This is a genomic window from Vibrio sp. R12-SG2-ISO1 (genome assembly GCF_059834045.1).
In genome coordinates this window covers 556,824-569,524 of the sequence record NZ_JCBDGO010000001.1, presented here as the reverse complement: position 1 = coordinate 569,524, position 12,701 = coordinate 556,824, and the positions used below count along the sequence as shown (strand labels likewise).

At 48.6% G+C, this 12,701-nt stretch carries 11 protein-coding genes and 1 tRNA gene; 7 read left to right on the top strand and 5 right to left on the bottom strand.

The genetic code is table 11. From position 1 onward, the window contains the following. The first annotated feature begins 14 nt into the window (after window positions 1-14). Window positions 15-974, top strand: coding sequence for a ferrochelatase (gene hemH, locus AC6R10_RS02625; RefSeq protein WP_500671359.1), 960 nt, complete (start codon window positions 15-17; stop codon window positions 972-974). 128 nt (window positions 975-1,102) lie between these two features. Here the strand turns inward: hemH and AC6R10_RS02620 are convergent, their stop codons facing one another. Further along, on the bottom strand, window positions 1,103-1,552 hold the full coding sequence (locus AC6R10_RS02620; RefSeq protein ID WP_487903513.1) for a DUF411 domain-containing protein: 450 nt from the start codon (window positions 1,550-1,552) through the stop codon (window positions 1,103-1,105). After that, entirely contained in the window at window positions 1,549-4,290 is a 2,742-nt protein-coding gene (locus AC6R10_RS02615; RefSeq protein ID WP_500671358.1) for a heavy metal translocating P-type ATPase, read from the bottom strand. The genes AC6R10_RS02620 and AC6R10_RS02615 overlap by 4 nt, the downstream gene beginning before the upstream one ends. 487 nt (window positions 4,291-4,777) lie before the next feature. Here AC6R10_RS02615 and AC6R10_RS02610 point away from each other — a divergent pair, with 487 nt between their 5' ends. The 4 genes from AC6R10_RS02610 (at window position 4,778) to AC6R10_RS02595 (ending at window position 9,395) form a co-directional block, all read left to right on the top strand. Continuing rightward, entirely contained in the window at window positions 4,778-5,890 is a 1,113-nt protein-coding gene (locus AC6R10_RS02610; protein ID WP_500671357.1) for a porin, read from the top strand. A gap of 103 nt (window positions 5,891-5,993) precedes the next feature. Next, window positions 5,994-6,662: a DUF2057 family protein gene (locus AC6R10_RS02605; protein ID WP_500671356.1), complete on the top strand. Its 669-nt coding sequence runs from the start codon at window positions 5,994-5,996 to the stop codon at window positions 6,660-6,662. Window positions 6,663-6,758: 96 nt separating this feature from the next. Then, the gene (gltX, locus tag AC6R10_RS02600) at window positions 6,759-8,186 is read left to right on the top strand and encodes a glutamate--tRNA ligase (protein ID WP_500671355.1); all 1,428 of its coding nucleotides are present in this window, start codon (window positions 6,759-6,761) and stop codon (window positions 8,184-8,186) included. A 246-nt stretch (window positions 8,187-8,432) separates the two neighbouring features. Continuing rightward, window positions 8,433-9,395 carry an OmpA family protein gene (locus AC6R10_RS02595; protein ID WP_500671447.1) on the top strand — a complete coding sequence of 321 codons (963 nt, stop codon included), beginning with the start codon at window positions 8,433-8,435 and terminating at the stop codon, window positions 9,393-9,395. 97 nt (window positions 9,396-9,492) lie between these two features. Here AC6R10_RS02595 and AC6R10_RS02590 read toward each other — a convergent pair whose 3' ends face one another. The 3 genes from AC6R10_RS02590 to AC6R10_RS02580 form a co-directional block, all read right to left on the bottom strand. Then, window positions 9,493-9,999, bottom strand: a complete 507-nt coding sequence (locus AC6R10_RS02590; protein ID WP_500671354.1) for a Fe3+-citrate ABC transporter substrate-binding protein — start codon at window positions 9,997-9,999, stop codon at window positions 9,493-9,495. Window positions 10,000-10,133: 134 nt separating this feature from the next. Further along, window positions 10,134-10,210, bottom strand: a tRNA-Arg gene (locus AC6R10_RS02585). 73 nt (window positions 10,211-10,283) lie between these two features. Further along, a complete protein-coding gene (locus AC6R10_RS02580; RefSeq protein WP_500671353.1) occupies window positions 10,284-11,417 on the bottom strand; it encodes a flagellar assembly protein FlgT in 1,134 nt (377 codons plus the stop codon). A gap of 161 nt (window positions 11,418-11,578) precedes the next feature. Here AC6R10_RS02580 and AC6R10_RS02575 point away from each other — a divergent pair, with 161 nt between their 5' ends. Then, entirely contained in the window at window positions 11,579-12,214 is a 636-nt protein-coding gene (locus AC6R10_RS02575; protein ID WP_500671352.1) for a FlgO family outer membrane protein, read from the top strand. Between the two features lie 12 nt (window positions 12,215-12,226). Then, window positions 12,227-12,658 carry a flagellar assembly lipoprotein FlgP gene (flgP, locus tag AC6R10_RS02570; protein ID WP_500630492.1) on the top strand — a complete coding sequence of 144 codons (432 nt, stop codon included), beginning with the start codon at window positions 12,227-12,229 and terminating at the stop codon, window positions 12,656-12,658. Window positions 12,659-12,701: the final 43 nt, after the last annotated feature.

Sequence of the window (12,701 nt, the reverse complement as noted above, 5' to 3'; positions counted from 1 at the left end):
GATCGGCGGACTCTATGCAGAATAAAAAACAACAAGGTGTGCTATTGGTGAACTTGGGCACACCCGATGAACCCACCGCACCAGCCGTGAAGCGGTTTCTAAGTCAGTTCCTTCATGATCATCGAGTCGTCGACATGAGCCGCTGGCTGTGGTGCCCTATTTTACATGGTGTGATATTGCCCATTCGCTCGCCCAAAGTCGCCAAGTTATATCAAAGCGTTTGGATGGAAGAAGGGTCGCCGCTGATGGTGTACTCTAAGCGCCAAGCGGCGCGTCTGGCTGATTTTTTATCGATGCCAGTGGAGCTTGGCATGACTTATGGCAATCCTAGTCTGCAATCTGGCGTTGAGGCACTGCTTGTACAAGGCGTCGAAGAGATCATTGTGCTGCCTCTTTACCCTCAGTATTCCGGCACCACCACTGGCGCGGTCAACGATGGCTTAGCGAAAGCCTTTAAAACGATGCCCGTGTTACCCAATTATCGAATGCTGCGCGACTATCACGATCATCCTCTGTATATCAAAGCGCTGGCGGCCAGTGTTGAAGCTTCTTGGCGCCAACATGGGCGTGGGGATTACTTGCTCTGTTCGTATCATGGCATCCCTAAACGCTACGCCGATAACGGTGACATCTATCCACAGCACTGTTTGCGAACCACTGAGCTTTTGGGTAAGGCGCTGGGATTAACCAGTGAACAAATTGGCACCACGTTCCAGTCGCGCTTTGGTCGAGAAGAGTGGCTTCAGCCCTATACGGACAAAACCATTGAACAGTTACCGAGCGCTGGCATCAAAAAGCTCGATATTATGACCCCCGCCTTTTCTGTTGATTGTTTGGAAACCTTAGAGGAAATTTCCGAGCAGTGTCGTGAGTTGTATGAAGAGCATGGGGGAGAGCAGTTTAATTTTATTCCTTGCCTCAATGATGATGAGCTGCATATCGAGATGATGGCAGCTTTAGTTCAAGGAGAATGATGCTCAACGCAAATAATCTCCAAGGAGAATAATGAGAGGCGATGTTAAGCCAGCCAAGAGCCTGATGTGTTCTTGACTGGCTTTTTTACACCTCGTGTCAGCCGCCTTGATGGTGACTGACTCGCTTTTTACTCTTTCGCTTCGTAATGACGGTATTCAAACACCTGCCCTTGCTCATTGAACGCATACACGGAATAGGCGTCGCTTTTCTCTCCATATTCCATACCGGGTGAGCCCATCGGCATACCCGGCACCGCTAATCCTTTTGCCCCTTTGGGAGGATTGGCGAGAAACGCTTGAATGTCACTGGCGGGGATGTGGCCTTCAAATACATAACCGTCGATTTCTGCGGTATGGCAAGAGGCAAGCTGCGAGGTAATCCCGAGCTGTTCTTTAATTGGGTTCATGTTGTCATGCAGTACTTCTTTGACGGTGAACCCTGCCTGCTCCATGTGTTTAGTCCACTCGCTACAACAGCCACAGTACGGCGATTTATGGTTGACCACATCGGCTGCCAGTACCTGCGGCGCTATAGTGAGTAGGGCGGTCAACATTGAGGTTTTCAGCAATCTGTTCATGAGCGATCTCCAAGCTGAGTTGAGGTTTTAAAAAGTCGAAGTCGATTGGCGTTGCTGACAACAGTAATCGACGATAAAGCCATCGCTGCGCCAGCAATGACTGGGCTGAGCAAGAAACCAAAGAGTGGGTATAACACGCCAGCGGCGACGGGAATGCCCAGTGAGTTATAGATGAAAGCACCAAATAAGTTCTGTTTCATGTTTTTGAGAGTGGCTTTAGAGAGCTCGATGGCTTGCACCACCGCCATCGGAGAGGCGTTGAGTAACGTCATTTGCGCGCTTTCAATTGCCACATCACTGCCACTACCCATTGCAATACCGATGTCTGCTAAGGCGAGCGCGGGTGCATCGTTGACGCCATCACCGACCATGGCGACACGTTGACCGCGCACTTTCAGTGACTCAATATGCTGCGCTTTTTGATCTGGCAGCACTTCGGCGATGACGTCATCAATACCTAGCTGCTTTGCGATGGCGTTAGCGACATGGGCGTTGTCTCCAGTCAGCAGCACAGGGGTAATCCCCATATTTTTTAAAGTGGTTATCGTTCGCGCGGAATCAGGTTTAATGCCATCGGCGATCGCCATCACACCGACAACCTGCTCATCCAAAGCAATAATGATTGGCGTGTAAGCCTGGTCAGCTGCACGTTTGATGTCTGCGTCGGCGAGGCTAAGATCCCAGCCTTTTGCCTTGGCATAGTTGAGAGAGACAGCACTTAGAGATCGCTTTTGATAGTGTCCGGTCACCCCTTGCCCGCGAAGGTTAGTGAAGTGTGTGATAGGCAGTGGTGTGATGTGTGACGCTTGGGCGTAGTGCACGATCGCTTTTGCCAATGGGTGTTCCGAGTGACGTTCGATACCCGCGCTGAGACCTAAAAGCGTCTCGTCATCGATATGGTAGCGGGCGTGAAACTGCACTTCAGGTTTACCTTGCGTCAAGGTGCCCGTTTTATCAAAGACGACCGTATCGATGCGACTGGCCGACTGCAACACATCCGCATCTTTAATTAAGATCCCTAGCTCCGCTGCTTTACCAATCCCAACCGTGACTGACAGTGGCGTCGCAAGGCCGAGCGCACATGGACAGGCGATAATTAATACTGTGGTCGCCGTGACCAGCATATAGCTGGCTTTGGGCTCAGGGCCAACAAAGAACCAGACCGCGGCCGCAATCAGAGCAATCGCGACGACGATAGGCACAAAAACGGATGAAATCTGATCGGCCAGTTTGGCAATCTGCGGTTTACTGCTTTGCGCGTCTCTGACTAATTTGATGATTTTTGCCAGCATGGTTTGACTGCCTACGCTGGTGGCTTGATATAGCAAGCTACCATCTTGGTTCAAGGTACCGGCATGTACGGTGTCACCGCTGCGTTTGAAGACTGGGATCGGCTCACCGGTAAGCATTGATTCATCGACATAGGACTCCCCGTCAGTGACAACGCCATCGACCGCGAACTGAGCCCCAGGCATGACGCGCAGCATCATACCTTGGGTGATCTGGTCGATAGGGATGGTTCGTTCACCTTGCTCGTCGACCAACAGCGCGTCGTTACTTTGCAAATTGATCAGTGCTTTAAGCGATTGGGTAGTCTTGGCTTTCGCTTTCGCTTCAATATAGTGGCCGAGCGAAATCAGGCCGATAATCATGGCACTGGCTTCAAAGTAGACGTGTCTTGAGGCAACAGGGAACCACTGTGGCATGACAACCACAAGCATCGAAAAGAGCCAGGCAGCGCCAGTCCCCAGAGCGACTAAGGTGTCCATGGTCGCTCGTTTATGGCGCAGTGCCGCGATAGCGTTAACAAAAAATCCTCTTCCTGCACTCGCCAGTAGCGCAAAACAGATCAAGCCAACAACGCCCCACGCCCATTGGTCGCCGCGGTTTTGGATCATCATACTGCCACCGAGAACACCCCATAGCATTAGCGGCGCCCCGACGATTAAACCGGCCAGTGCGCTACGCTTGTGCTGCGCTTGCTGCTTTGCCAAATTTGCCGCTTGCTCGTCCTGCTGGGTGTTAGGATCGGCGATATGTGTGGCTTGATAACCCGCGCTCTGGCTCGCTTCTACAAGAGCAGCCAGTATCTGTGCGCTTTCTCGTTTGCTGAATACTGAGGCTGTTTGCTCGGCTAGGTTAATGCTGACTCTGTTCACGCCCTCGACGGAGAGTAAGGCTTTTTCCACTGAGCTGACGCAACTGGCGCACGTCATCCCTGAAATAGCGAAATAGAGGCGGTGCTCATTACTATTTCTTTGCGCGGAGCTCTGCGGTTCATCACCACTCTCCTTGATAGGCTCTTCACTGATAGGGTCTTCACTAACTGTGTCTTCCAATATGAGCGGGGAGTCTTCAATCGGCACTGCGTCGTAACCCGTCTCTTGCACTAGGGCGATGATCTCGTCTGCTGTGAGTAGACCGGTCACGGTGAGCTTGGTGGTGGAGATGTCGACATCACCGATAGACGGATGGGATTCGAGCGCCGTTCGCAGCTTGGACACGCATCGGCCACAGTTTAGCCCCGAGAGTGAAAACGCACAGCTCGTTCCTGATTGATAGCCTAAAGACGCCACCGTTTTCGCCAGTTCGCCATACGGGGCGTGACTTTCGACTTCAATGTGTTTTTTCGATACGTCGAGGACGGTGAGCGCATGATGCTCTATCAGCGCTCGCTCTACTTTGCGTGCGCAGCCCATGCAACTCAAACCCTGTAATGGAATATCAAACCTGTACATAGCGACGGCCTTTCACTGTTATTCGATGTGAGTTCGATAAGCATAAACCTTACCTCTGGGGAAAGGTCAAGCATTGGAGCCCGAATGACGTCAAATTCGTTGAAATCAACGTATCAAACAAAATCAGTGACTTGCATCAAGTGAGATCGTGTTCACTCTTTTTTTATTACAAATATAAAGTGAACTAAAGAAACGCAAATAGGCTTTGACGTCGTTAACAATCTCACCGCTTTACGGGTATAAAAAGCTCAAAATTGCCGTTTTTATCGCTTTAGGTTTTTATTAACCCATTGAAATATCGTTGATTTAGATATTCTCTCAATGACAAATTTGAAGTGAGTCGAAAAATAATTTGGTTTGTTTTTTAAGGCAAAAAAAGTTTGCCAAGATGAGCCCGTCCATAAAGAGTCCTCACCACGGTGAATTCATCAGCGCGGTGGTGAGGCAAGAGAAAAATTCAAAAAATGACTATATAGGGGTTATTCTTATGTCTCACTTTAAAAAAACGTTTCTTAGCGCAGCAGTTGCTGCGGCGACTCTGACTGCGGGCGCTGCACACGCTTACCTGTTAGGTGACCCAAATGATGCCAATGTTGTAGTGTATGGTGTGGTCTCCATTTCAGCGGTGGATTACGGCGCATCAAATGATGCAGGGCCGGATGCCGGCTGGGCACTAGAGAATGAAACGCGTGTTGGTTTTCGCGCTGCGAAAGTGATGACGGACAGCGTCACGGCATTTGCTCAAGTGGAATCGGGTTGGGTTCTGGATGACGGCGCTAAGCTCGGCAACCGTGATACCTTCGTTGGCCTACGCGGCGATGATTGGGGCTCCGTGCGTTTTGGTCGTATGTTGACACCTATGTATGAATTGGTGGACTGGCCATACTCAGCATCGAACTTAGGCCGCACATTTGACCGCGCATGGCGAAGCGGTGAGCGTTACCATTTTGACCGTAAGAGCCAAATGTTCCGCTACGATTCGCCAGTGATTGGTGAGATGGTGAAATTTAGCTTGGCCGGTGGTAACGGTAGCGAAAATCACGAAGATTCGAACTTCTTTGGTGGTTCTATCTCTGTGACGCCAATCGATATGTTGACCCTGCATGCGGCGTTTGAAACCGCAGAAGGAACGACGTTTGAAGGTGGCGAATCTGGCATTTGGGATACGAACAACCCAGATCCAAATGGTCAGCCTTCATGGAAACCAGGAGTTGCAGCATCAATTGGTGATACTGATGCGTACTTTGTCGGTTTTGAGCTTCACCCACTCGACAACTTCAACCTATTAGGTGCTTACAAGTCTGGCTCTTACGACTCGACCAACAATGGTGGCGGCTACGGCTACAAAGAGCGTGAAATCGATGCTTACTCCATTCAAGCGAACTACTACTTTGGCAATGCCAATATTCGTGTCGGCTACGCGGATCAAACCGGTAAGCAAGATGGCCGAAAAGATAAGGATCTGGATTCTACCTCAATCAGTGGTGAATTCGGTTACTCATTTAACTCTGTCTACACCTTCGTTCGTTTAACACAACAAGACGACGCAGCGTTTGATGACGATTTGATGATTCGTATCGGTACCGAATGGGTATTCTAATATAGAGCAAGAAAGGCAAGGCGGGCTCTGTCCGCCTTTTGTCGTTTTTGTACTTTTGCCACTGCTATGTGTTTGCCATTATAAAAATAGAGGAAAGATCGTGATGAGATCATTAACGCTGCTGAGTTTGTTTATCTGTCAGTCACTGTGGGCCAGCGTGCAATTGACGACCGAGGGGCGAGTGGAGGTATTAGCGCTCAACTCAACCGATACCATCGTTCATGTTAAACCGGGTGAATGGCAACTGCCCAACGGCACCAATCAACTGTTAGTGCGAGTCAGTGGGATGATTGACACCAACGGAGGTAAACAGAAGTTTAATGGCTTACCTCTAGTGGTCACATTTGAGGCGCACGATCAAGCGGTGACTATTGCAGAACCCTTTGTTATCCGCGATCAAAGAGGGGTAGAGCGGTATAAACGGGCACCGAGTGTCCATTTACACGTCAATGGCCAGCCTTTGCCGTATCAATCCGATGAAATCTACGATCAGAGTTTTTCTCTGACCAAAAATTACGATGAAATGTTAGCAAGCTACAACGAACTTGGTGATGGTAAAGCGCAGCTGCGCAACTCAACATTAAAATCAACTGCGACAGCTGCTAGGTCTCCAACGTCATCCGACGTCGTTCTAGAAGCGACGCCGAGTCTGACGGATAAGGAGAGAACGACACGTACATCGCGGTTGCAACATGATTTTCTCACGCTTCCTGCTTCAGAACGCCAAGAGTTTCTCTCTTGGGCAGTAAAACACCTTAACCACGGATTGTAGATTTACATATCGGTGCTAAAATAACGCGCAATTTTGGCGTCACACTCCTCGCAAACGGAAGGCGGCGCAGTCATTCAGACAATCAAGGTATTTTACATGACGGTTAAAACTCGTTTTGCTCCAAGCCCGACAGGCTACCTCCATGTGGGTGGCGCTCGTACTGCTCTTTATTCTTGGCTCTACGCAAAAAGCCAAGGCGGTGAATTTGTACTTCGTATTGAAGACACCGACCTTGAGCGTAATTCACAAGAAGCTGTCGATGCGATTCTTGAAGGCATGCAATGGATGGGACTTGAGTGGGACGAGGGCCCGTACTACCAATCCAAGCGTTTTGATCGTTACAATGAAATGGTCGACAAACTGCTGGCTGAAGACAAAGCGTACAAATGTTACGCACCGAAAGAGCTGCTTGACGAAATTCGCGCAGAACAAGAAGAAGCAAAGCAGATGCCGCGCTACGACGCCAACCACCCGAAAATTATCGCTGCCAACGCGGCAGCAAAAGAGGGTGATCCTTGTGTGATTCGTTTCCGCAACCCGAAAGAGGGCAGCGTGGTGTTTGAAGACCAAATTCGCGGTCGCATCGAAATTGGCAACGAACAGTTGGATGATCTGATTATCCGTCGTACGGATGGCGCGCCAACCTACAACTTTGTGGTTGTTGTCGACGATTGGGACATGGGCATCACTCACGTTGTTCGCGGTGAAGACCATATCAACAACACGCCTCGTCAAATCAACATTTACAAAGCGCTTGGTGCACCCGTGCCAACGTTTGCCCACTGTGCCATGATTCTGGGTGATGACGGTGCGAAGCTGTCAAAACGCCACGGCGCGGTTTCTGTGATGCAATACCGTGATGAAGGTTATCTGCCGAATGCACTCAACAACTACCTAGTGCGTTTGGGCTGGTCTCATGGCGACCAAGAGATCTTCTCACGCGAAGAGATGATTGAACATTTCTCCTTGAAGGCGATTTCTAAGTCTGCTTCTGCGTTTAACACAGACAAGTTACTTTGGTTGAACAACCACTACATCAAAACCTCCGATCCAGCGTACGTTGCAACGCATCTTCAATGGCATTTGGATAACCAAAAACTTGATATCTCAAATGGCCCTGCGATCACAGATGTGATTCAACTGGTCGGCGAGCGTTGTCACACATTAGTGGAACTGGCTGAGCAAATTCGATACTTCTACGAAGACTTTTCGGAGTTTGAAGCCGGGGCGGCGAAGAAGCACCTTCGTGGCGTTGCCAAAGAGCCTCTGCAACTTGCTCTAGAGAAAGCCAAAGCCCTGACAGAGTGGACAACCGACAACATCAAACAAGCGATCATTGCGACTGTGTGTGAAGAGCTTGAGATCGGCATGGGTAAAATTGGTATGCCGCTGCGCGTCGCTGTGACTGGCGGTGGTCAATCACCATCAGTGGATGCCGTGATGGCGCTTATCGGTAAAGAACGCGTTGTCGCTCGTATTGAATTGGCACTTGCTTTTATTGCTGAGCGTGAAGCGAACGCGTAAATCGCGCGTTAAGTAGATCAAGACACTAGCCGCAGTGGTTAATCTCTGCGGCTTTTTTACATCTATGGGGTGTTCACTAGTTTTGGGTATCTTTGTTTAACTAATCACTGACTTATCAATATAATTTTTCACGCTATTTTAACCTTTGAGACAAGACATTTGGTAATTCTTCACATATTCTGAAAGGGTGTCTTCCAATGGAAGTGGTGGTCAACGGACCGCGCATTAAGGAGAAAATAAATGAAAATAAAAACAGTAGCAGTGGTTGTAGCAAGTGCTCTCGCTTTCTCTTCAGCGCCTTCATTCGCTGATGTGTACTTAGGGGGTAAAGTCGGTAAATCTTGGTTAAATGATGCGTGTGACATGACCGCTGATTGTGATGATGAACATGGTACGCTAGGTGTGTTTGCTGGATACCAGTTTGTCGATTGGTTAGCGTTAGAAGCCGGTTATGATTACCTCGGTAAATACACGGCTGATGGCATCAATGATGGCAACGCCAACGCATACACACTTGCCCCTAAGTTCAACCTATCGTTAACTGAAATGGTCGATGTCTATGCAAAAGTAGGTGCTGCGTATGTGGATTACGGGAGCGAAAGCGATCCATCGTATCTCGGTGCGCTTGGTGTGGAGTTGAACCCTTCTAAATCTACTGGTGTACGTCTTGAGTACCAACGTTTGACGGATATCAACAATGATGTCGCTCGTGTCTCTGCCAATTCCGCAACGTTGAACTTTTTGTATCGCTTCGGTGCGAGTGAGCAGCCGATGACAACGGAAGAGCCTGTGGCAGAGGTCATGGTCGCAGAGCCAGTGCAAGAAGTGGTCGCTGAGCCTGCAACCAAAAAATTCACTGCGCAATTGGTTGATGCCGGTATCTTCGAAGTCAACAGTGCTGAGCTAAAGTCAGAAAGTGTTGCGATGCTCGACAAACTTGTTGCCATGATGAAGCAGTATCCGCAATCCACGGTTACCATCACAGGTCACACGGATTCCACTGGTTCAGCGGCGTACAACCAGACATTGTCTGAGAAGCGTGCGCAAGCGATCGCCGGCTTACTTGAAAATGAAGGCATCGATGCTTCGCGCATCACTGCAGAGGGCAAAGGTGAATCTAGCCCTATCGCGTCAAATGAGACTAGCGAAGGTCGTCAAAAGAACCGTCGCGTCGAGATCAACGTTCCTGAGTTTGAATACGAAGAGTAATTTGACCTCTCTGTTGATAGTAAAGCCTTGGCATCTGCCAAGGCTTTTTACGTTATGGTTTGAGAATGTAGTTTGATTATTTGAGGGCTTGGTTTGGTTACTTGAGATCAATACTCGTTAATCGCCCCATGAACTCGAGTATTTCCAGATTAGCCTTATTGGCTTCCAATAGGGCTTTTTTGGTTTTGGTGTAGGCACCCAAGCGACCATGTTTTTTGATAGAACAGACGACACTTTTATAGATTAAACGGCCATTGTTATCATAGTTTCTCCAAGCGGCGATATAGCATTCGTCTCTCGCCTCTGGATCGTGTTTTGTGGGTCGAGGTTTATAAATAATTTTAGGTTCCAGTGAGTGGGGGAGGCGCGTGATCAGGTAGGGGTCTTTGAGGATGCGACGCCAGAATTTGCCCCACATTTCGCTACCCAGCTCATTTCTCAGGCGAATCGCTTTTTGCAGCCCTTTCTTTTCACCGATACGCACATAGCCAACCGAACGGTGCAACACCCTATCATCCGGCGTATGGATATGAATTTTGTAGGCGGTTTTCGCTTTTGAAATAAAACGATGACCTGTATTGGTAATGAGGTTGCTTTTTGTCATTGTGCGGTTATCTACAACTTTGTTAATTACTAGTTTAGAAGAGATTCGCCGCAAGGGAAAATAGAGAGTAAAAGTAATTGCGCAGAGGCTCACAATGAAAGCAAAAGAGCGAGTGGATACCCGCTCTTGAATATTGGCGCTCCCGACAGGATTCGAACCTGTGACCTGCCCCTTAGGAGGGGGCCGCGCTATCCAGCTGTGCCACGGGAGCTCAGGAGTATGATACCCCAATTTGTGCTGTTGTTAAGAGGTAACACTATGATCTGATTTACTTTTGAACATCGCTAGAGCAGTTTGTGCATCACATCGCCAATTTGAATACTCCCCAGTAACTCGGGTTGGTCAATAGTAAGCTCAGCTTCGTTTTCATACACACGAGATACCGTCAGTGTGATGTCCGTTTCTGTGACTTTATTGCGTGGTAACCCACGTTGGTCGATGAAAGAGCCTGTATGCCATAGCTGCAACTTATCGCCTTCGACGACGCCATGTACACGACCGAGATCCATGGTGATGGTGTTGCCCCACTTGGCGACCACTTCAGGTAAGGTGATTTTACAAGAGATTTCAGATTCAAGATCCAACATGATGTTTCGGCTGACGCGCAACATCATACTGCCGTAGGTCGATGCCCAAAAACGCGCGCTCTTAGTGTCTACTTGGCTGGTTTTAGGGAACGGCCATTTTGCCACTTCACGATAGTTGCGGTGGTAAACCTCATTACCCGTTTTGCCGTCGTACACCGTCATCTCGAGTGAGAACTGTCGATTGATGATGTCGTCTTGCAGTAATTTTTGTTCAATGGTCGCCGTCAAGTCGTTGATAACGCCGCCGATGATGTACTGTGCGCCCGTATCTTGCGCGATCATTTTTAATCTCTCAGGGTAGTCTTTGCTTATCGCAAAATCTGTTGTGCCTACGGAAACAAAACTTGCCGATTCATTGTCGAGTTGGCGGTTGATGACTTGGGCAAAGTCGTCCCCAACGCTGTAGATTTGCCCCATAACTGCTTGCTGTGGGGATGCCAAGTCGATATTGCCGACAAGGACGGTCTTCTTATACTGGCTCACGTGGCAACCTGTTGCCGATGGGTAGATGTCAATACGCGCTTTAACAAACATCGTGCCTTTTCTAACCCGTTGCTCCTGAATCAGAATGTAGCGTACTTCACTGTTTGTAAATTGATACTCTTTCTGCTCACTTTCTAAAAAAGGGCGCAAGTTACTAATGCTACCGATATCAGCACCTGAGAAACTCACTGCTTTATAGAGGGCATCTTCTAATGCATGGAGTCTGGCTACCTCTTCTGATGACACTACGGTTGCAACGCCGGTGACCTCATACCAGCCCGCATTCGCCAGTGAAGAAGCGAGACTGAGATAGAGGCTAGAGATAACTATCAGAAGTGTTTTTTTCATGTTCGATTACCAACTTGGTTCGTTTTTTGCTTAGTTAATCTTAGCTGATTTAGGCGTTGTGATTCTAACTGATTGCACAATTAGAAAAGCAAAGAGCGTTCCACTTTTTCAAAGACAGCCCATTGGAACGCAGAATGCCTAGGATTATCGGAGATGAGAGAATGAAAAAATGGTTATCGCTTGTACCAGCAGTGTTGCTGACTGCTTGTGCTTACGCTCCAATCTATAATGGTAAGGAAGCTTACCGAGGTTCACAGTTTATGTTGATGGAAAGTCCGCGTCATACTCTTGACTTCTTTGTTGAGAGCATGACTGACGATCTGATGATTTCAAACACGAGCGTATCAGCAAGAACACCTATTGCCGTCACCTCTTTTGTTGACTTGCAAAATATGGATGCGACGAACTGGCTAGGGAACTCGGTCTCGGAAGGCTTTATTCACCAGTTCCAACGTCGTGGCTTTAAAGTGGTCGATTTCAAAACGACAGGGTCGATTCAGGTCACACATTCGGGTGATTTTGCGTTTAGCCGCGATTGGAAGGATCTTGCCCAAGAACAAGATATTCAGTACGTGTTAACAGGCACCATGCTTCGTCAAGAAGGGGGAGTGATCATTAACGCTCGTGTCGTGGGTATGCAGTCCAGAGTGGTTGTGGCCACCGCGCAAGGCTTTTTACCAGCAGATCGTATTGGTCGAGATCTAGATACACTCAATAGTATTCGAACTCAGGATGGGGTACTCATTCGCTCAGATCCGACAATGACTCAGCCTTATACCGTGATTTTGAGACCATAAGGAGAAGATGCGATGAAGAAGATAATGATGTTGCTGTTCTCCTTCTATATGGTAGGTTGCCAGCCGATTCAAAATATGCGTGCTGATGATTGGTTGTCTGCTGTGGGTTATGCGAGCATCAGTGAGCAAAAAGGGCGTGATGAAGAAGAGAAACAAGTTCGTGCTATGCGCGCATCCAAAATGGATGCTTATCGAGAATTAGCAGAACAAGTGTACGGTCTTCGAGTGAGTGCGCGAGCTGACCTTACTGATCAGCGTCTTGGCACTGAGCTCACCTCTGGTGCGGTCGATGGCGTCATCCGTGGTGCCGAGGTGGTACGTAGCTACAAAGTGGGTGACAGCTATGTGACAGAGCTTCGCCTTGATGTGAAAAAAATGGATCGACTGCGAGACTACGGGGAAGTGCAGCAAGTTCCAGAAAAACGCCAGCAAACGTTGTTCTAGCCCCATTTTTTCTCTGATTTCCGATATAAAAACGGCGCTCGTA